The following is a 19,742-nucleotide window of genomic DNA, read 5'->3' on the forward strand; positions in this document are numbered from 1 at the left end:
TGCAGAGTTGACTTTCAAGGTGTCGCCCAGCGAAACAGTTATCGCGTCCATTCCAAACGATAAATGGTATGATCTTCTGGCAACCCTTTGAGGGTCACTGATTTAGCGTCCACAAAGTTGAACTCGTGGTTTCCACTAACCATGACTCGTGTTTCGTCTGAGACTAGAATTTCACCCGCATTGGCTGATGACATGATGCGAGCTGCCTTGTTAACCACAGTTCCGAAGAAGTCGCCTCGCGCCAACACGACGTCGCCTGTGTGAATACCAACCCGCAAACCCAACCGCGGTTCCAAATCGGTCAAATTTACGGCTTCCTGCATATTGATCGCTGCGAGAAGCGCCTCGTTTGCGGATTGAAAACTGGATAGCGTTCCATCTCCGAGCGACTTTACGAACTGTCCACGGTGCGCCGTAACAATCCCTTCAACAGTCTGAAAATGTTGATCTATCAATGTTGACCAACGTTTGTCGCCCAGTGTCGCCGCTAACGTCGTGCTGCCCTCCAGATCGGTAAACAGCACCGAGGCTAGCCCCTCGGTCTGGTTCAACTCTGGTCCTTCGTCCCGCGCGGCGTCTACCAGTCTTTGGATTGCCATCTGTTCTGCGCCCACGATGTCGATGTTGGGTGTCGGAACCGAGGCATGGCGATGCACGATTTTCCACGCGGCGCCATCTAGAGCGAATATCAGTGTTGTGCGATGAACGCTTTCACTGGCAACACCGACGAATCGTATTCTATGGACAAAGGACGACCAGCCGGTTTCTCCGTTTTCGTACGCTTCCGCCTCCAATTCCTCGACTTCGTCGAAAACCGGTATTTCTTCAAAAAAATCACCGACGCCGTCGCGCACCGCGGAGCCCCTCCAGTATTCACCTTCACCCGTTCCTATGAACCGCAACTCTTCTACGGTCGAAAGGTAGTCCCGCAAAATCTTAGTATTTCCGTTAAAAATACCCTGATACCAGCGTCTTGAAACTGCGAGAAGCTCTGGGGACGGAAGGATCATCTCGGCTGGTCCCACCATTGGTTCAGCAGCACGAATTTCAGTATTTCCAACTGTACCCTCCAGATTAGAACACCTCTAATATCATGCTGCGACTGAGTTTCTCACAGATCAAGGGGTTTGTCCCGGACGCTTTGGGGTATTCTGTCTGTAGTGGCTTTGGACCAGCCCTTCGCCGGGATGACTACCAATGTCGGCTGTGGGCTGGAACCGCCAATAATGGTGACTACGGAGAACGGCAACACTGAGCCCAAACTAACGGATGCTGCGACACGCACGAAAGGCGGCTTACAAGCGCGGTATGCGATGCGATTAAGAACACTGATCAATAGGTCAAAGAGACAACATGATCGATCAAGAGCAATGAAAAAGAGTTCTTGCTACTTATAATAAGCTGATTAACCAGCGAGGGTTGCCGGGTGTACTTGTAAAACCCGTACGCGTGGAATGGTGTGGTCACGAAATGGCGGATCGTGAAAAAAAATCGCCCTATTGATCATCAAGGAGCTTCAGAGGAGATTTGCAGCGTCACATCTGCACGAACCAAAGATCCTGATACAGGGGTGCGGTGCAAAGATTTATCCCGGTGAAGCCATAGAACAGACCTCTAGTCTGACTGATCAGTCATAGATTTCTACCGACAGCGCATCCATCGCATATGAGGTTTCGATATTTGCCTGGCCGTCCACGTAATTGAGTGACTGGGACCTGCTCAGTGCCCGCATTTCCCCGCTTATCCAAACCGGCTTATATAACTCATCGATTTCGAAGCCTTGTTCGTATCGCACGTAAACCATCTGATTGGCTGGAGGTGCTGGTGTGTGAATGCAGGCTCCAACTGTCGGAACCAGAAGGAATTCGACCGCCTTCTGGTCGACAATATCCAGGGGAAGGAGATAGCCGGGAAGGCGCACGTTCTCTCCCAAAAGGTCAAGGTTCGGTTCGCGCGCGGCAATCAACCGTTGGTTCATCACAATTTCGCGTTGTTCAAACAACCAATCTGGGTCAAGGCCTTGAGATACGAGTCCTTCGCGGATCTGAAACGCTTCTGCGCGCTTCTCGTCATCCGCGGTGTCCGCATGCAGAACCTCAATCCGATAAAGCATGGCCAACGCATTGACCTGAGAATATTCTAGGGTGGCAAAAGGATCGTGGTAGGGCCGCTCTTCAGGAAGGAGATCCTGCCAACTTATGTTGCGCGGATCCGCTGCTAGAAGAGGCCCCGCAATCGCAAGGGCGAATAAGATATTCAGAAAATGCGCAATGGTTTTCATTTCAGCGGATCCTCTTATTCAAAGCCGCACCAACAGTCCGTCTGATAGCGTCATACGGTACACCCTTAACGCAGGTATAATACTGGCAAGAAGACCAGAGCAGAAAACGATGGCTATGAGAAGAACCTCGCGAAAACTCGGCAGGCCAACACCGATGCGAAGCCCAAAATTTGCGGCAAGAATCGGATCTATCACGCGCGTGAGAGCGCTGAGCGCGATTACTCCAAGCACGATACCGGCCGACAACAATAAAACGGCTTCAAGCAAGATCAGGGAAAAGACGCCGGCAGGTGTTGCGCCCACGGATCGAAGGATCGCAAATTCACGCCGCCGGTTGTCGAGTGAAGCAGACAACATGACCACCATGCCGATCATTCCAGCCACTGCCACAGCGCCTGCCATCAGACGCAGCGCAGTCTCGGCCGTACTGGTAATCGACCAAAGCTGCAACAGCGCAACATTAGGAAGAACAGCGGTCAGTGCCTCGTCGCGATGGTCTGCCAGTTGCCGTTGAACTGAAAGCACCGCCGTTTTTTCCTCCAGCCCGGCAAAAATCGCGTTGATGGTCCCCGGTTCATGATCATGGCCATCGTGATCGTGCCCGTCAGAGGTCGTGACAGTTTGCCCCTCGTCTTCATGGCCGCTTCCGTGAGCATGACGGTCGTCATGTTCCTGATGCCCTTCTTCGTGCTCGTCAGGCTCGTCTAACTCCACATGGTCATGGTCTTCGTGTTCTCCGGCGACTTCTGGTGCTTCGATCAAAACGAATGGGTCCGCAACCTCTGATGCAGGTTCTTCGTGCAAGGCGTCAAAACCCTCGAGTGAGACAAAAACCATTCTGTCGACGGCCGTCCCGGTATGCCCCAGCACGCCGGTCACTGTGAATGGCGCTTCGTCGTGCACATCAAAGGCGACTTCCCCTGAGCCATGGGCATTCACGATTTCAGTACCTGACGTGTACCCGAAAGCCTGAGCAACTTTTGCTCCAATCACTGCGCCATCTGGAGATTTAAACGGAACACCTTCAGCAAATATCAGTTGCCGGCCGCCACTATGACGAAAGTGGTCAAAATATTGCTCGGACGTTCCTATCACGGGATATCCTCGGTGGTTGTCACCCATCATGATTGGCACTGTCCAGATTATCTGGGGCAGATCTTCGATCATCTCGTAGCTGTCCCAGCTGATACCAGCGCCAGTTGTGCCGACACCAAAAACCGTTGCCATCAGGATCTGCACATCGTTTCCGCGTGCCGCAATGATCAGGTCGATCCCTGATGCAGAATTGGCAAAACCCGCTCGTGCCTCTGTTCGCAGTCGTTCAACCCCAACAATCAAAGCCACGCTCAAGGCAATGCTAAGAACAGTCAACGCAGCGATAAAGCGGCGATTGAGAAGGCTTTTATAACAAAGATTGAACATCACGTTTTGCCCGCGTTCAGCATCGGCAAGTCAACGCTCCGATCGAAGTGTTTTTCCAGGCTGCGATCATGGCTGACAAATAACAAACTTGCCCCTGATGCTTTGCATTCCTTCAACAACAACTGGACAAACGTGTCTTTCGCTTCCTCATCCAAAGCCGAGGTGGGTTCATCCGCCAAAACTACTTCAGGCGCCCCTATCAGAGCACGCGCCGCCGCAACGCGTTGTTGCTGCCCAACACTCAGTGCGCTGGCAGGTCGATTGATGAGCTCAGTATCCTCAAGACCCAGCTCACTTAGCAACCGTGTGGCGGTAGCCTTGGGGTCTGGCCCCGACCGATTGCGACGTCGCGCTGAAAACCGGCAGGGCAGCAACGTGTTTTCAAGCGCACTGAGCCAAGGCAAGAGATTGAAGACCTGGAAAACAATCCCCAAATGATCCACACGAAAACGGTCACGATCACCTCCGGCCAAAGCCCCGACATCCGTGCCTGCAACGCGAACCGCGCTTTGCGGTACATCGATCACGCCAGCAATTGCCGAAAGCAATGTGGTCTTTCCGCTGCCACTGGGGCCTTTCATAAACACACTTTCCCCGGCCTCAAGATCGAAGCTAGCGACTGAGAGAACCGGGTCAGGTTGACCGGGCCACCGAAACACCAAGGATTTGAGCTCTACAGTTTTCATTGATGACACAGATGCTTTGGCTTGGTTTTTCAAAGATAATTGAGCTTCTTGGTGACCCAGAAAAGGATCTCTGCCAAAACACCAATGGCTCCGGCCTCGTCTGTCTTGACCAAAGCTGTTCCTGACGTTCCAAATTGCAAGTAATTTATGTCTGCATCTGCAGGTAGTTCAACCAATACGATGTAGCTGGATATCCCGGTTAGTTCGCGCAATGAGGGAAGGCCTGACCTTAGATCAACAGTACCTTCGACAGTTCCGACCGGAAAATCGGAAATACGGCCGGTAATTTCTCCGCCGGGTTCCGTTCTAAATGCAAGCCGGATTTCGTCACCGACCGAAACATTGGCACGACTGGATTGGGGCAGAGTAGCAATTACTGCAAAGTCTCCGGGTTCGACAAAAGTTATTGCCCCTTGTAGCGGAGTGGCGCGGTTACCTGGTCGTAGTGATACAGCCGTGACAACGCCGTTTCCCGGCGCTTTTACAACTGTTTGCTCTAAATCCCAAAGAGCTTGCGCAAGTGTCTGTTCGGCCTCCACAACACCTGCGTCACGCCCGTCGATCTTCGCGGCGATACGCCGCTCAAGGCTTGTCTTCCGGGCTTCTGCTGCGCGGATATTCGCGGTCAACTGGTCGATGGTTGAGACAGCCTCTTGCAGTTGGAACGTGGTTGATGCCCCGCGTTCTTCCAAACGGATGATGTCATCACGACGCTGAATTCCGAAAATCAGCTGAGCAGTCAGGGATTCAATCTCGGCCTCGGCAGCTGATAAATCTGATAACAGTTGATCGGCAGATGACTTTGCAGTTTCCAAGACAGCTTCGAGCCGGGAAACCTCGGCTTTGAAAACCTCATTATCTATCCGGAATAGGGTCTCGCCAATTGCAACTTCCTGGTTTGGCTCCACAACGACTTCTGTAACCGTGCCCGCCACGTTCGGAGCAATATTCGTCGAAACACCCTGAATGGATACCGGGCCAGTCGGAGTTGTGTGGTTCAGCGCACCGATGACCACCAGAGCGATAACACCGGCTACACAGTAAACCAGAGTTTTCCAGAATCCATTCCAGGGGAGAAGGTGAAACTTGGAAAAGACCAGCCAGACTATTCCAAAGTAGAGGCCAAGTACGATTAACAAGACTTCATTCCTTCGTGATGTTTCCGGAAAGTTCGAACGACCACCCAAACTTACGAGTGATCGCCCTGTTTGTCATGATGACTTAGTTGTCACCTTGCTCTTCCAACACTTTGCGGTTGGCTTCACGATGGCGCCATGCCGCGCCCATACTCTCTTTCAGATTTTCGGGAAGCGCTTCCAGAGGAACAACAAGGTCGTCATCAACTGGCCACTCTGTCAGCAGCTCAGGATGATATCCCTCGGGATAGTACAGCTTAGGATCGATCTCCATATCCCGCACGTAGGGTTCTTGAATGTCTTCGCGCCGGTGGGGCGGCTTCGGCACGATCAACTGACCATTGCTAAAGTCAAACTGCGGCGCTCGTGAGTTTGGAAACTCGGGCAATATGCCTTCGCGAACCCATATCTGATCTTTGGTGACGTTCACAACGATCCCGTCAGGCGCTCCAAAGTGATAGGGGCCTTTCCAGTGCTCTCGGATCTCCGCTACGGTTTCCTCGATCTGATAGGGGTCATAGCTCATGTGAGTGTTCATCAGAAGCCTGGGTTGCACCAGATTGGCAATGTAGCCGGCCGCATAGCTGGGCGTGTGATGGGTGTCGACGGTATACCGCCCGAGGAAAGGCGGCACGCCTTGAACTCCGGATGAGATTTCGATGATTTCCTGTTGCTGTTCCGTTACGAAGACATCGCAGCCTTTGGCGAAAGGAATGTCGATCATGTTGGGTCGACCGTCACCTGTCCAGATGAAGCACATGCCATTCCAGTCCATCCGGTATCCGGATGCACCGTCCTTGGCATGGCTTCTTTGCCAGTGTGTGACTTTGACCCCGTCTTCATCATAGATCACGCCACCATTGTCACGGAAATCAAATTCGTTGACTTCGATGTCCCAACCTTTGCCAACGGGAAAGACGCTGAACGCATCCCGGTGCCAGCCGGTCATCATTTTCATGCCTTCTACCATCGTTGCGGTGCCGTACTCCTTGGTGCGGCCGGATGGGCCGTGGACCGTCAACTGCTCGTGCCATCCACCTGCCCAGGTTCCGAACATCCACAGGTACGGCAGCCCACCAAAGTGGTCCACGTGCAGGTGCGTGATGAATACATCGGTAATTTCATTCAGTGCATATCCACTGGCAATGATGTTCGCTGGTGAGCCCTCACCAATGTCAAACATGAAAATCTTACCGTTACCCAGCTCAACAAGAATCGCTGTGTTCATTTGCCCAGGGCGAATGAACGGGGCAGATCCCATGAAGATAATTCTCATCTCGTTGGGCTGTACATCTTCTGTGCGTGGGAACCAGTTCGCCGCACTTTTCAACCACGGTTGAGGAGAGATGCCCTCAAAGGTCAGACCCTCTTTCCAACGTCCCATTGGGACGCCGCCAGTCAGTGCAGCCTCAATATCTTCTTGGGATGAGGGCTCCTGTACCGGAGGAGCCTGACCGAACGCATTTGTGGCGAACAATGTCGCTGCGACGGCGAGTGCGCTGAGTGACTTAATTGACTTCCTCTGTCTGTCTTGCAGCATATTTTCAGTCCTTTGTTCGAGCCTGGGTGAATATGGGAGCCACTTCTGAAATGGCTTTCGGGACAATCTCTGAATTAGTGAATCGAGAGAGATGCTCGGCGATTTCCTCGGCCAGCCCGTTTAGGCTTTCGGTGACAGGATCGATCAGACATGGTGACGTCTGCTCATTGACCTTCCGGACCCTCTCCAACTCGGTTGAGAGCAACTCGAAGTCACCGCAAAGTGCCTCGAATCCACGATGGTTCTTTCGCATGACGCGGATGCGGCTGATTTGGTCCGGAAAAGCGAGCTCTAGTAAGTTGATGTCCGTCATTGCCCTGGCGCCTAGTCCATCTCTGGGCACTAGGCTGAGGGCACATCGCGCGACGCGGAAGGGTTACACCGTGAAATTAGGGTGACATTCAAATATTCATTTGACAGTATAGAGTTGAAAATACAGAGAAACTTGAAGTTTCAGATGCCCGACAGAGAATTGACCCTTGATCCGGAACGTCACGCGACCCGTGTGAAGTACGCGCTGGACCAGGTATTGGCGAGTGACATATTTGGCAAGGCGGAACGCCTTCGGAATTTTCTGAGCTACGTTGTCGAAGAAGCCATTGCGGGTAGATCCGAGGCTATTCTTGGCAAAACAATCGCTCAGGATGTTTACTTCAAGAGTTTTGCCAGTGATGACGGCCACATCAACGTTGTTCGTGTGGATGCGGGGCGGTTACGGCGGAAACTTCAGCAGTACTATGAAACGGCAGGTGCTGGAGACGATCTGCGCATTCACATTGATAGCGGCGGCTACGCACCTTGGTTCGAGGACCGCTCTGGTACAATTCAGAGCAATGTCGATCATACGCCATTCAGGCCAGGATTACCCTGGCGGATTGGCATCCCTGCTGTCACCATAGCGATCATTGCTCTTGCTTACGTCTTGGGCGGGCGCATGGAACAGGTTGTTGATCTCAACCCAAAGACATCTGCGCGCTCACTTGAGCGAAAGGCTCTATCCGCTAAATCACCCGCTGCAGTACAGGCGTCAAATTACTGCGATCAAGCTCGGGGCCTGCTCTTTCCAATCGCAACTATCGATAACCAGATCCTGGCCAGCGACATTTTTAGAATGGCAATAAATGAGGCTCCCGATTTTTACTGTGGATATGCCGGATTGGCCCATAGTCTGGGAACCCAGGCTCTACTAACGCGAGGCGAGGAAGAGCGTGACGCGCTGATACTGAATTCAGGAAAAATGGCACAGAAAGCTGTGGATATTGCGCCCTCAAACGGCTGGAGCCAATCGGCAATGGCATGGGTGTCTTACGTTTCTGGCGACTATGACAGCGCATTGGACTATTCAGCACTCGCCCAGTCGCTTCGACCCAATGACGGAAACGTTCTGGACTTTCGCGGCGTGATACTACTGGTTATGGGTCGCTTTGAAGAAGCGTATGACGTCAGCGACCCAAGCCACCCCAGAGAGATGGGAAGTCATCGGTTTGCCCACAGGAACATTCACGCGGTTGCCAGTTTTCACATCGGTGAGTTTAGGGAAGCAATCGCGTCCTTGAAATTTGCGAGTGACAATGGTGACCCCGTCAGTGCACTGTCTTTGGTATTTTTGGCGGCTTCCTATCAAAGGTTGGGCGAAGCCAAAGACGCACATGCAACCTTGAATCAACTGAAACAGTCGTGGCCAGAGTTCAGGCCAGATCTTGTTCTAGCAGCATTTTATTCCAGTCCAAATCTATCGGACGAAGTGATTTCAGCCTTAACAGATGCGGGATGGCGGTTTTAAGATATTCCTTTTCGAGCCATGGCTGGAAACAGGCACATTTGCGTAATGTGTGTTTTACCGCCAACACAAGAGAACATATCTTGGTAGTGTTAATGTACGCCGAAAGCGGTCATCGGAATTTGTTGTAGCTAACGGCGGAATTGTCCGCAGAGCCGCCGTTGGCTCCCTATTGTTGACTTTCGAATGTCTGCTGTGAGCACAAATCGACCATGAAAAATGACGCTGCCCATCGCCCGCGGTGAATGAAGATAACGCGCTTTAGGTTGGGTCTTGATAGAATATCGAAAGGCAAGAACGTATTACATGTCTGCCGTTCGGCTATCAGCCCACGCTCTCATAACCCATCTAGGCCTCTATGCTTGGATCGGATCACCTGGCAACGCTATATCCTCTCTGATGGGGTCAGGCAGATGAAGGTTTTGTGCAAGGATATCCGCTTTTTCTGACAGCGTTTCCGCGCGTTCTGCAGCAGCCTCCGCTTTGGAGTGCATTCGCGACTTTCTGAGTATCCACGCCTTCACCAACCAGAAGTGTCGACAGTAGGGGCGCATTTCAGTCGCGTCCGAAATTGCTTCAAGCGCGAGTTGCTGATCACCTGCCATCATGTGTGCAATCGAAAGGGGATAAAGCCGGTATGGCAATGCGTCGGGCAACCGTTGGTTGGGAGACCTGCAGTTTTCTGGAGGCCGCAAGCGTCGATCCTTCTCTGAAGACCGAGAGGAACACACGAATATCCGACCAGTTTCGGAACCCGTTCTTCATTTTTGCAGAACAGCACAATTTTGTGCCGGATACCAGAAGAACGGGTGAAGAGTTACTCTTGTTGCGACAGCGCAAGTAACTCGGAAAGGACTACGAGATGGCTTCTAATACAATGTCACCCGGTTCTGTCGCAAATTTTGCTCCCAACTGTCATTCCGACTGCGGTTTTGATAACGCGCGCTCGGATAAGACAGGGGCAAACCGTGACGATTTCATTCAAAGGCGCGCATTTTCCAAAGGACGTGATCTTAAACGCGGTCTTCTTCTACTTGCGCTACGGCGTGTCTTACCGGGATCTGGAAGAAATCATGGCCGAACGTGGTGTTGACCTAGACCATGCGACGCTGAACCGCTGGGTAGGTAAATATGCCGTGCTTGTGGCTGAAGCCGCGCGATATCGAAAGCGTGCTGCGGATCATTCTTGGCGCATGGATGAGACTTATGTGAAAGTGAAGGGCGAATGGGTGTATCTCTATCGCGCGATCGACAAGTTCGGCAAAACGCTTGATTTCATGCTTTCCAAGCGCAGAAACAAAGCTGCGGCAACGAAGTTTTTTGCCCGCGCGCTCGAAGCCAACGGGCTGCCGCGTAAAATCGTCATCGACAAAAGCGGGGCCAACACTGCCGGCATCAAAGCCATAAACAAGATGCTGAAAGGCTTTGGTTACCCAATACGGCCCAACTGGACCGAGCGTGCATATTTGGGCGTTATGAAGAACAATAGCGGAACGCCGTCCGGCTTGACGAGATCTTGATCCTTACCCAATTTGCCCTTTCGTTTGGAGGGTATTGTATTGGAACGAGAATTTCTGGCTGTCTGGAGTCTGTCTTACGCTGATCTTGAGTTTATAAACAGCTATCGGCACGCAATGCGGATTGGGTTGGCTGCCCAGTTAGCGCACTTTCGGCGCTTCGGGTATTTCCCAAAGCGACTGAAGGACCTTCCATCGGAATCATTGGATTATCTCGCTGAACAGCTTGGTGAGGATGTCGCGCATGTGTCGAACTATGACATCGGTAGTGACACGGCGCGCCGCCACCGGTTGGAGATTCTACGCTTCCTCGGCATTCGCCGCGCCAATGACCGGGATCGAGCCAAACTGCGCGAAGCACTTGCATCGCAGGTTTCGACTTTGGGGCCCTCCACGGAAGATCTCGTTCAATTCGGCTATCAATGGGCCTTGGGCCAATCAGTGTTCATTCCATCCCGGAAGATCATGGAACGCTTGGTGCGTTCCGCGCAGTATAGTTTTCAGGAAGAACTTCTGGAGCATGCATCCAGCCGGTTGTCATTGCAAACCATTGCAGCACTGGAAGCCAGCTTAGCCAACCCACGCGGCGATCATGGCTTTCAAAGCCTAAAAGACGATGTTGGCGCAGCCACGCTGGACAATGTACTCGACGCAGCTGACCGGCTGGCCTTTATTCATGCTCTTGATCTGCCGTTCGATTTGGTCAACGAGGTTGATCCCACATGGATCAGGATATTGACCCGCCGGGTTGAGGGGGAAACAGCCTCAGAGATGCGGCGGCATAGCCGGGAAAAGCGCCTGGGATTGTTGGCGATCTATCTGATGTCGCGCAGATCGCAGCTGATTGATGGTCTTGTAGACCTGCTCATCGACGTTGTTCATCGCATCGGCACACGCTCCAAACGGAAGGTGATCAGCAAAATTGCCGCTGACATCGATAAGGTTCACGGCAAGGAACGGTTACTGGTGGACATTGCGACGGCGGCGATGATGGCCCCGAACGGCAAAGTCTCGGATGTGATCTTTCCAATCGCGGGCGCGGCCAAGCTGAAAGCCATCATTGATGAACACAGGGCCAAGGGAACACTGAATGTTCGGATTCAGACTGTAATGCGGGGTTCCTATGCCAGCCACTATCGTCGAATGCTGCCGTCCTTGTTGTCTGTCTTACAATTCCGCTCGAATAATGAGACGTGGCGACCGATCCTGGATGCGTTGGTTCTGATAATCCGCCTGAATGAGGAAGGACGGCGTTACGCCCCGGCTGCGCTGGCACCCGAGGGCTCAATTCCGCGTAAATGGCAGGAAACCGTGATCGACACACGCGGGCGGCTGAATGTTATTTCTTATGAACTCTGTGTCCTGACCCAGTTGCGGGATCGTATCAGGTCAAAAGAGATCTGGGTCGAAGGGGCTGATCGTTATCGCAACCCGGACGATGATCTGCCGAAGGATTTTCCTGAGAAGCGCGACGTATACTATGCTGGTCTGAAGCTCACCCAGGATGCACGGGAATTTTCGCGATCTGTTCGGGAGCAGTTGGAGTATGAGTTACGTCAACTGAACAGCTCGCTGCCCAATAGTGACAAGGTGCGGCTGCGCTGGTCTGGTGACAACTGCATTAGCATTACACCTTTCACCCCGGCACCAGAGCCAAAAGGGTTGATCGGCCTTAAATCAGAGATTGGTCGGCGGTGGCCGATGACCGGACTGCTGGATACGCTGAAAGAGACAGCGCTGGAGACAGGCTTTCTGGGAGCATTCGAAACGTCAGCCAGCCGGGAAGCACTGCCGCGTGATATCCGGGATCAACGCCTGCTGCTTTGCCTCTACGGCCTGGGCACCAATGCCGGTTTGAAACGTGTAGCTGCTGGCACGCCTGAAATCAGCTATGATGAGTTGCTGCATATCCGACGCCGCTATGTCGATCCTGCTTCTCTTCGGGCAGCGGCGGTCAAGGTTGCAGATGCCACGTTGGCGGTGCGCAATCCGTCAGTTTGGGGCAATGCGGGAACCGCCTGCGCGGCAGATTCCACCAAGTTCGGAGCCTGGGATCGCAACCTGATGACCGAATGGCATGCCCGCTATGGCGGGCGCGGTGTCATGATCTATTGGCATGTCGAACGGCAGGCGACCTGTATTTATTCCCAGCTGAAACGCTGCTCATCATCTGAAGTGGCTGCGATGATCGAAGGGGTTCTGCGTCATTGCACCGACATGGAGATCCAGCGCCAGTATGTTGATAGCCACGGCCAAAGTGCCATCGGCTTCGCCTTCTGTCATCTTCTTGGATTCGAATTGGCCCCACGTCTGAAGGCCATCGCCCGACAAAAGCTGGCCTTACCGAATTCCGCAATGCGGGGACAACTGCCCAACCTGCTACCGATCCTGTCCGGCACTGTTGACTGGGCCGAGATCGAAAGACAGTACGATGAAATGGTCAAATACGCTTCGGCCATGCAGCATGGCACGGCCGATCCGGAAGCCATCCTGCGTCGCTTTGCACGCGCCGATGTGATGCATCCAACATACAAGGCACTCGCTGAACTGGGGCGGGCGATCAAGACTATCTTTCTGTGCAGGTATCTACGATCCGAAGATTTCCGCCGCGAGATTCATGAAGGACTGAATGTAGTGGAGAACTGGAACAGCGCCAATGGCTTCGTGTTCTTTGGCAAAGGCGGCGAGATTTCCAGCAACCGGATTGCCGATCAGGAAATCTCCGCCCATGCCTTGCATCTGCTTCAGGCATCCCTTGTCTATGTGAACACACGCATGGTGCAATCCGTGTTGTCGGAACCAGGATGGGCAACTCGCCTGTCCGAGCGGGATTACCACGGCCTCACTCCATTGATCTATTCCCACATCAATCCGTATGGTCGGTTCGATGTCGATTTGGAAAAGCGGATCGACTTTGGGGCAATGGCCGCGTGATCTGTGCGTCACAAAAGGGTACACCCGCAGGAGACAGGGTGATGTGGCACGCCAAGATGTCACAAATGAGTAGTCAACAGCATATTGTTACATTATCAGAATGGGAACCACCCTAATGTGACAGTTTGCTATGCCCAAGATTGGATATGCCCGCGTCAGCTCATCAAGCCAGGATCTTGATATCCAGAAAGCCACGCTGAGAGCAGCAGGCTGTCAGATCGTCCGATCCGAAACAGTCTCTGGTGCTTCCCGTGATGACCGTTCTGAATTGGCTACAGTGATGGAATTTCTGCGCGAAGGGGATGAGCTGGTTGTTCATCGCCTAGATCGCCTCGGTCGTTCCACGCGTGACGTGCTGAACTTGGTATATGAGTTGGACGCCAAGGGCGCATCACTTCGTGTTCTTGAACCGCACGTAACCACCGCCGGAGATATGGGTCGCATGGTCATCACCGTTCTCGGTATGGTCGCCGATATGGAGCTGAAGTTTATCCGCGACCGTCAGCGTGCTGGGATCGACACCGCCAAAGGTAAGGGTGTCTACAAGGGGCGGCGGAAATCCGTAGATGATGAGGAAATCCGGCGATTGGCGAGCGAGGGCATCGCAAAAGCCCAGATCGCGCGTGAACTAGGGATTTCAAGAATGACCGTATACCGGGCGCTTGCTGATACAGACGTCTGAACCAGCCCTTCGTGTTTCGCGCGGCGGAAGTCTTCGGATCGAAGATACCGGCCAAGGAAGATGGATTTGACGCAAGAGTTATACGATGCGGCAAACGAGATTTCGGAAGGGGTTAACTTGAGCGACAAAACCGTGTTCCTTCAGGGTGATTCAACAAACCTTTCTTTTCCCGACAACCATTTCGATGGTGCGTTTCCAGTTCACGTCGCTATGAACGTCCCGGAAAAGGCTACGGTCTATGCCGAGGCGCGACGTTTTCTCAAACCCGGCGCAAGGTTTAGAATTTATGACATTTTGCAGGGAGAAGGCGGTGAGTTTTGTATCCGGCACCTTAGGCTTCAGAACCTTCGATCAGTCATCTCGCGACACCCGAGGAAATGTCCACGCATCTATTGGCCGCTGGTTTCAAAATTCTGAGTGAAGCGGACTCAACTTTGGAAAGTCACAGCTGGCTCAAGGAAAGAGCCGAAGCACCGAAGCCTGACAAACGACTTCTGGTGACGATCCAGCTATTGTTCGGAGCCGGTCCCCGGGGAAATGACAAAGAACCAACTCCGGGGCTTCATGAATGCCGGATGCTAACCTGTTCCTTAATTTGTGAAGCCTAATCAACCGTTTCCGCATTGTCCGTTTCTCAGAAACTGAAAAACCTGCTGGTGAATATCCTGCGTGGATGGCTCCTGCATAGCCAGACATTGATCCACGTGGTCATTGCGTCCACGCTTCAATGGCGTAGTCTCTTTTCACCCGAATTGGCGTAGTTGTCCCATGATAGACAATCATCAAAGCCTTCCCCAAGAGTCCGCCGATAGAATAACAAAACCCTTCGCACGCTTCCTAGAGATCCAAGCGGCCGCGAGTGGGCTCCTGTTCCTGGCTGTTCTGCTGGCTTTGGCGCTGGCAAACTCGCCTTGGCAAGAAGGCTTCCTGGGCTTCTGGAAGACCCCTGTTGGCCTGACATTCGGTTCGTTCGATTTCACCCGCTCGCTGCGACACTGGATCAACGACGGGCTGATGACCCTCTTCTTTTTCGTGCTTTCTCTGGAGCTCAAGCGCGAGATCGTACTGGGCGAATTGCAAAACCCGCGACAGGCCGCCCTGCCGTTCGCGGGCGCTTTGGGCGGCATGGTGGTGCCGGTCGCGTTCTATCATTTGTTGATGTCCGGGCAGCCCGGGGCGCACGGCTGGGGAACCGTGATGGCAACCGATACGGCGTTCGTGATTGGATGCCTGGCGCTTTTCGGAAGGCGGATCCCGTCCACCTTGCGTCTGTTCCTTCTTTCTCTGGCCATTTTTGACGATGTCGGCGCAATTCTCGTCGTCGCCTTCGGTTACGGGGAAGCGTTGAACTGGTCGGCGCTCGGTTTGGGTCTGCTGGGAATTGGTGTCGTCGCAGGCGCCTCGCGCGTCGGGATCAGAAGTGTCCCGGTTTATTTTCTTCTCGGTGCGGCAGTCTGGCTATGCATCGATGCCTCCGGCGTTCATGCGACCATCGCAGGGGTCATTCTGGGCCTTATGACGCCGACGCGCATCTGGGTAAGCGATGCCCGGCTGCATGCAATCCTTGGACGCCTACGCGCCGTTCCGGCCGGCGATCGGCAGCAGGGAGATACCGCAACCCGCCATAACCTGCGTCAAGCAAGCAGAGCGGTCACGGAGGCACTCTCGCCAGTCGAACGGCTCGAGACAATGCTGCACCCTTGGGTCGGCTTTGCAATCATGCCGATTTTCGCGCTGGCAAATGCCGGCATCACGGTTCAGGGTGCCGATTTCGAACAACCGGTCTCCTTGGCGATAATTGTCGGTCTGGTGCTAGGAAAACCGATCGGCGTCTTCGGGTTCAGCTGGCTAGCTGTCCGATCAGGCCTGGCAGTGTTAGCGCCGGGCTTGTCGGGGCCGTTAATTCTGGCCGGCTCGTTTCTAACTGGTATCGGTTTCACGATGTCGCTGTTCATAGCGGGCTTGGCCTTCGATCCGGCGACGCTGAACGCCGCAAAGCTTGGAATTCTCTCAGGATCAGCTATTGCCGCAACGGCCGGGATCCTCATGCTGCTCCTGCTGACAATTCACGCAGCGCGCACAAAAAGCGCCACAAGCACCGCAGAACAAGGCCGGGTACCCTAGAATGGGAAGAATACCGGGATCACCCCGACCACGGCTGCGCCGACGATAAGATTCATCGGAACGCCGATCCTCAGGAAGTCGGAAAACCTGTAGTTCCCTGCGCCATATACCAACGTGTTGGTCTGATAGCCGACCGGAGTGGCGAAACTTGCACTTGCGCCAAACATCACAGCGACGACGAACGGCTTGGCGTCGACACCGAGTTGTTCCGCAACACCGATCGCGAGAGGTGTAACGACGACGGCTACGGCGTTGTTGGTAACCGCCTCGGTGAGCGCCGAAGACAGTATGTAGATCACAGCGAGCGTGACAATTAGGGGCAACTCTACGAGAGTCGGCACCAATGTCTCCACGATCAGGTTGACTGCTCCTGCATTCTGCATACCGCTGCCGACGATTAGCATGGAAAAGATCAGCACAAGGACGCTGGCGTCGATGGACGCCCAGGCTTCGCCGCTGTCGATGCACCGGAGCACGAGGATGGCAGCGACCGCGACAAGGGCAAGCACGCTGATCTCGGCGAACCCGGCTGCGGCGAGCGCCACAACCGCGAAAAGCGCGAACAGAGCCAGCGGCGCTTTCCCGCGGCGGAAGGCGCGCCCCCCGGCATCCGTGATCGCGGCAAGATCGCCCGCCTCGGTCATTCGGGCAAAGCCTTCAGGCGTTCCTTCCAAAAGCAGCGTATCGGCGGGGCGCAATAGCGCCGTCGACAGGTCGGGTCCAAGCACTTCCCCATGTCGGTGGGCACCAAGAGCACGCATGCCGTATCGGTGCCCCATGGCAAGCTGGGCAATGCGCACTCCGCGGCTTCGGCGTGAAAGCGTCACGATAGCTTCGGCGACGATCAGCTCCGAGGTGTTTTCGGCCGCTGGCCCCTGGCGCAACCCGACTTCGATCCCTTCAATTTTCCTGAGGGTGAGCAGTTCTGATGTCGCAACCTTGGCAATGATCCTGTCGCCCGGTTCGAGTATGTGTTCACCCAAACCCTGTCTCTTGACTCCAGAACGCGCACGGATGCCGACGATTTCAATACCTCTTCGGCTGAGGGTGGCGATTTCATCAATCGTTCGACCAATATTCGGGTAGTCCTCTCGCGGGCGTACCTCGGTCAAAAAAGTCGCTTCATCGTCGCCGCCCTGTTCCGCAATATCCTTTCGGTCCGGCAGCAGGACAGGTCCAAGCAGGAGGAGCGCCACACCGCCTGTGGCCGCGGCCACCAGACCGACCGGTGTGATCTCGAAAATTGAAAACGGTTCCAAGCCAGACGCCTGGGAAACGCCGTCCACCAGAAGGTTGGTCGACGTGCCGATCAGAGTACACGTCCCGCCCAGGACGGACATGTAGGATAGCGGAATCAACAGGCGTGTCGCAGCAAAGCCCAGGCTCTGCGCCAAACGAATGGCCACCGGTATGAGGACGATGACGACCGGAGTGTTGTTAATCAGACCCGAGGCGACTAGCGTCGCGATGAGAAACGCCGCTATACCGGCGACCGGGCGCTTGCTCCCTGCGGCGACAACCTTGTTCGCAAGTGCGTCGAGAAGCCCGGTTCGGACCAGCGCGCCGCTGATCACGAACATCGCAGCGATCGTTATGGGTGCAGGGTTCGAAAACGCTGCCAAAACTTCATTCGTGGGGACAAACCCCAAGACGACAAACAGCGCGGCGGCCCCCGCAGCGGTTACGTCCGGTTCGAAGCGCTCGGAAAGAAATGCTGCGAACAGAAGGACGACAACTGCGAGCGCAAGATAGGGTTCATAGTCGGCGATGAGATCAATCAGTCCGCCCTCCTTCATTCATACCTTTGCCGCTGACGATATGGCGGTCACAGCATCCACCTTCCTGATTAGAGCGACAACTGAGTAATCAGCCCAATTGTCCCGACAATACTGGCTCAGAAAGAAACCCAACTGGCACAGACGTGGCCGTCCGTGGAACGACAAATGTCCTATTTAGGTGCCCCCAGTTTCCTATCCAACGCGCCAATTCACTGACCAGTGGCAATATTTCGCAAGGCTCAGACGGGAAGTGCCCGGGCCTCTGCAAACGATAGCAATCTGCGGCTTTTCTCATCCCAAAGGTGCAGTCGCGCGCAGCGGAAGCTTTCCCAAAGCGTAATGCGTCTGGTCTGCGCCAGGGCGTCGTGATCCTTGACTACGTCGTGCAAACGGTAAAAGGGGATGCGGCTGGCCAGATGATGCACATGGTGGACTCCGATGTTCCCGGTGATCCAGCGCAGGATGCCGGGCAGAGCGTAGTGCGAACTGCCGTGAAGGGACGCGTCCCGGATGTTCCAGTCTTCCTCGTGCCGCCAGCTGGTTTTCTCAAACTGATGCTGCATGTAGAAAAACCACATGCCGGCTATTGCGGCCAGAAGCATCGTCGGCAGGAAGACGAACAGCAGTACTTCCCACCCGCCCAGCAAGACAATCACTGTCAGAGTGAGGCCTATGGCAGCGTTTGTCGCCATCGCACTCAACCAGTAGCGCCAGCCGGACCGCATCAGATGGACGGGCAGCCGGTTGTGCAGAAAGAACGTGTAAAACGGCACCACCCCGAACAGGAAAACCGGATGGCGTAACAGGCGGTAAAGCGTACGGCCGGGCCATCCCTTCCCGCGGTACTCTCTGACTGTCAGCACCGGCAGGTCTCCGATGCCCCGCCGGTCCAGGTTTCCGCTCGTGGCGTGGTGGATCGCGTGGGTCTTGCGCCAGACGTCATAGGGCGTCAGCGTGATAACGCCAATCACGCGACCGATCCAATCGCACAGACGCCGGTCGCGGAACAGGGAACCATGTCCGCAGTCGTGCTGGATTATGAACAGCCGGAGCAGGAAGGCTGCATTCGCCAACGCGAGAGCCAGTGCCAACACGGTGCTGATCGAGAGCACCCACCAGGCAACCGCCCATATTGCCACGAAAGGCACGAGCGTGACCGTCAGTTCGAAAATGCTGCGGGAGGGGATTGGCTGCCGGTACTTCATCAGGGTTCGTGTCCAGTCTGATGCGGTCAGCTGCGCCTCTTCCTGTCTCGGACCGGTTACACCGGAGGGGTATCCCGCGCCGGGTGCCCCACCCGTGACGGGCAAGGGACCTGGCTGGACCCGCGCTTGCCGCGCGGTCGAGGCAGATCCGGCTTTCAACATGTCAGTTTGGACGCTGCCGTCTTGGTGGCATGTGCCAACTGGCATGTCTTGATGACCGGGCTGTTGGCCCTGTGCCTTGTACGAGTTGGACGAAAACGGCATAGGCAATGTCCAACCCGGTGCAATTGAGCATGTCATCCCGGCGGCCTCCGAACGGAGTTCCCGCCAGCAATGATCCGGTTGATCAGAGCCGCCACGGCCAGGTGCGCCTCTATCTCGTTGTCAGTGCCAGCCGCGTTCTCATGTGTCTTTGCCGCATCGCGCAGGATACCCACGATCTCGTGTTCAGGCAGGACTTTGTTATCGTTCATAGCCAGCAGCAGTGCTTCGCAGATCGAGAGGGCGGCCACTCCCGGGAAGTCCTTCTCGCTAAGCATTTTGTGGTTTCCTTCCAGGTAACGCTTAGAGTTACGCGCGACCGGGCGGCCTCGCTTTTCACCAGCATCTTCGCAGAAAAAAGGCTAAGCTGGGCTAACCGAAAGCAGTCTCCGCACG

17 protein-coding genes and 1 pseudogene are annotated in these 19,742 nt (G+C 54.6%); 6 read left to right on the plus strand and 12 right to left on the minus strand.

Annotation, left to right across the window (positions count from 1 at the left end):
• Positions 1-38 precede the first annotated feature (38 nt).
• The 7 genes from G7G_RS0115030 to G7G_RS0115060 all read right to left on the minus strand — a co-directional run bounded on the left by G7G_RS0115030 (position 39) and on the right by G7G_RS0115060 (position 7,378).
• Positions 39-1,028, minus strand: a complete 990-nt coding sequence (locus tag G7G_RS0115030) for an adenylate/guanylate cyclase domain-containing protein (protein ID WP_029622059.1) — start codon at positions 1,026-1,028, stop codon at positions 39-41.
• 599 nt (positions 1,029-1,627) lie between these two features.
• Positions 1,628-2,281, minus strand: coding sequence for a DUF3299 domain-containing protein (locus G7G_RS0115035; protein WP_010442259.1), 654 nt, complete (start codon positions 2,279-2,281; stop codon positions 1,628-1,630).
• Positions 2,282-2,299: 18 nt separating this feature from the next.
• Complete coding sequence (locus tag G7G_RS0115040; protein WP_010442260.1) at positions 2,300-3,703, minus strand: ABC transporter permease; 1,404 nt, start codon at positions 3,701-3,703, stop codon at positions 2,300-2,302.
• Positions 3,703-4,389, minus strand: a complete 687-nt coding sequence (locus G7G_RS0115045) for an ABC transporter ATP-binding protein (protein WP_037321629.1) — start codon at positions 4,387-4,389, stop codon at positions 3,703-3,705. The genes G7G_RS0115040 and G7G_RS0115045 overlap by 1 nt, the downstream gene beginning before the upstream one ends.
• A gap of 29 nt (positions 4,390-4,418) precedes the next feature.
• Positions 4,419-5,528, minus strand: coding sequence for an HlyD family secretion protein (locus G7G_RS0115050; RefSeq protein WP_010442262.1), 1,110 nt, complete (start codon positions 5,526-5,528; stop codon positions 4,419-4,421).
• An 82-nt stretch (positions 5,529-5,610) separates the two neighbouring features.
• On the minus strand, positions 5,611-7,065 hold the full coding sequence (gene gntH / locus G7G_RS0115055; protein WP_109312726.1) for a guanitoxin biosynthesis MBL fold metallo-hydrolase GntH: 1,455 nt from the start codon (positions 7,063-7,065) through the stop codon (positions 5,611-5,613).
• A gap of 4 nt (positions 7,066-7,069) precedes the next feature.
• Positions 7,070-7,378, minus strand: a complete 309-nt coding sequence (locus G7G_RS0115060) for a hypothetical protein (protein WP_010442264.1) — start codon at positions 7,376-7,378, stop codon at positions 7,070-7,072.
• A 144-nt stretch (positions 7,379-7,522) separates the two neighbouring features.
• Here G7G_RS0115060 and G7G_RS23720 point away from each other — a divergent pair, with 144 nt between their 5' ends.
• On the plus strand, positions 7,523-8,848 hold the full coding sequence (locus tag G7G_RS23720; protein ID WP_010442265.1) for a tetratricopeptide repeat protein: 1,326 nt from the start codon (positions 7,523-7,525) through the stop codon (positions 8,846-8,848).
• A gap of 353 nt (positions 8,849-9,201) precedes the next feature.
• Here G7G_RS23720 and G7G_RS24220 read toward each other — a convergent pair whose 3' ends face one another.
• Complete coding sequence (locus G7G_RS24220; protein WP_162096915.1) at positions 9,202-9,501, minus strand: hypothetical protein; 300 nt, start codon at positions 9,499-9,501, stop codon at positions 9,202-9,204.
• Positions 9,440-9,610: a helix-turn-helix domain-containing protein gene (locus G7G_RS24980; RefSeq protein WP_120981209.1), complete on the minus strand. Its 171-nt coding sequence runs from the start codon at positions 9,608-9,610 to the stop codon at positions 9,440-9,442. The genes G7G_RS24220 and G7G_RS24980 overlap by 62 nt, the downstream gene beginning before the upstream one ends.
• Positions 9,611-9,813: 203 nt before the next feature.
• Between G7G_RS24980 and G7G_RS23115 the strand changes: the two are divergent.
• The 5 genes and pseudogenes from G7G_RS23115 to nhaA all read left to right on the plus strand — a co-directional run.
• A pseudogene (locus tag G7G_RS23115) lies at positions 9,814-10,314 on the plus strand (IS6 family transposase); the annotation flags it as partial.
• 90 nt (positions 10,315-10,404) lie between these two features.
• Positions 10,405-13,296: a Tn3 family transposase gene (locus G7G_RS0115085; protein ID WP_010442269.1), complete on the plus strand. Its 2,892-nt coding sequence runs from the start codon at positions 10,405-10,407 to the stop codon at positions 13,294-13,296.
• A gap of 130 nt (positions 13,297-13,426) precedes the next feature.
• A complete protein-coding gene (locus G7G_RS0115090; protein ID WP_010442270.1) occupies positions 13,427-13,978 on the plus strand; it encodes a recombinase family protein in 552 nt (183 codons plus the stop codon).
• 60 nt (positions 13,979-14,038) lie between these two features.
• Positions 14,039-14,395 carry a class I SAM-dependent methyltransferase gene (locus tag G7G_RS24985; protein WP_010442271.1) on the plus strand — a complete coding sequence of 119 codons (357 nt, stop codon included), beginning with the start codon at positions 14,039-14,041 and terminating at the stop codon, positions 14,393-14,395.
• A 351-nt stretch (positions 14,396-14,746) separates the two neighbouring features.
• A complete protein-coding gene (gene nhaA / locus G7G_RS0115100; RefSeq protein WP_010442272.1) occupies positions 14,747-16,102 on the plus strand; it encodes a Na+/H+ antiporter NhaA in 1,356 nt (451 codons plus the stop codon).
• Here the strand turns inward: nhaA and G7G_RS0115105 are convergent.
• The 3 genes from G7G_RS0115105 to G7G_RS0115115 form a co-directional block, all read right to left on the minus strand.
• A complete protein-coding gene (locus G7G_RS0115105; RefSeq protein WP_010442273.1) occupies positions 16,099-17,898 on the minus strand; it encodes an SLC13 family permease in 1,800 nt (599 codons plus the stop codon). The two genes, nhaA and G7G_RS0115105, sit on opposite strands and share 4 nt — an antisense overlap.
• Positions 17,899-18,119: 221 nt before the next feature.
• A complete protein-coding gene (locus G7G_RS23125; RefSeq protein ID WP_010442274.1) occupies positions 18,120-19,385 on the minus strand; it encodes a fatty acid desaturase in 1,266 nt (421 codons plus the stop codon).
• Positions 19,382-19,624, minus strand: a complete 243-nt coding sequence (locus G7G_RS0115115; RefSeq protein ID WP_010442275.1) for a hypothetical protein — start codon at positions 19,622-19,624, stop codon at positions 19,382-19,384. The genes G7G_RS23125 and G7G_RS0115115 overlap by 4 nt, the downstream gene beginning before the upstream one ends.
• Positions 19,625-19,742 lie beyond the last annotated feature (118 nt).

The organism is Ruegeria conchae, assembly GCF_000192475.1.
GTDB lineage: Bacteria > Pseudomonadota > Alphaproteobacteria > Rhodobacterales > Rhodobacteraceae > Ruegeria > Ruegeria conchae.

Excerpts from the sequence above, each read along its gene's own strand:
- G7G_RS0115105 (WP_010442273.1), bottom strand. The coding sequence starts at position 17,898 with ATGAAGGAGGGCGGACTGATTGATCTCATCGCCGACTATGAACCCTAT.
- G7G_RS23720 (WP_010442265.1), top strand. The coding sequence starts at position 7,523 with ATGCCCGACAGAGAATTGACCCTTGATCCGGAACGTCACGCGACCCGT.
- G7G_RS24985 (WP_010442271.1), top strand. The coding sequence starts at position 14,039 with ATGGATTTGACGCAAGAGTTATACGATGCGGCAAACGAGATTTCGGAA.
- G7G_RS24980 (WP_120981209.1), bottom strand. The coding sequence starts at position 9,610 with ATGAAGAACGGGTTCCGAAACTGGTCGGATATTCGTGTGTTCCTCTCG.
- G7G_RS0115045 (WP_037321629.1), bottom strand. The coding sequence starts at position 4,389 with ATGAAAACTGTAGAGCTCAAATCCTTGGTGTTTCGGTGGCCCGGTCAA.
- G7G_RS0115030 (WP_029622059.1), bottom strand. The coding sequence starts at position 1,028 with ATGGTGGGACCAGCCGAGATGATCCTTCCGTCCCCAGAGCTTCTCGCA.
- G7G_RS0115115 (WP_010442275.1), bottom strand. The coding sequence starts at position 19,624 with ATGCTTAGCGAGAAGGACTTCCCGGGAGTGGCCGCCCTCTCGATCTGC.
- gntH (WP_109312726.1), bottom strand. The coding sequence starts at position 7,065 with ATGCTGCAAGACAGACAGAGGAAGTCAATTAAGTCACTCAGCGCACTC.
- nhaA (WP_010442272.1), top strand. The coding sequence starts at position 14,747 with ATGATAGACAATCATCAAAGCCTTCCCCAAGAGTCCGCCGATAGAATA.
- G7G_RS23125 (WP_010442274.1), bottom strand. The coding sequence starts at position 19,385 with ATGACATGCTCAATTGCACCGGGTTGGACATTGCCTATGCCGTTTTCG.
- G7G_RS0115060 (WP_010442264.1), bottom strand. The coding sequence starts at position 7,378 with ATGACGGACATCAACTTACTAGAGCTCGCTTTTCCGGACCAAATCAGC.
- G7G_RS0115090 (WP_010442270.1), top strand. The coding sequence starts at position 13,427 with ATGCCCAAGATTGGATATGCCCGCGTCAGCTCATCAAGCCAGGATCTT.
- G7G_RS0115040 (WP_010442260.1), bottom strand. The coding sequence starts at position 3,703 with ATGTTCAATCTTTGTTATAAAAGCCTTCTCAATCGCCGCTTTATCGCT.
- G7G_RS0115035 (WP_010442259.1), bottom strand. The coding sequence starts at position 2,281 with ATGAAAACCATTGCGCATTTTCTGAATATCTTATTCGCCCTTGCGATT.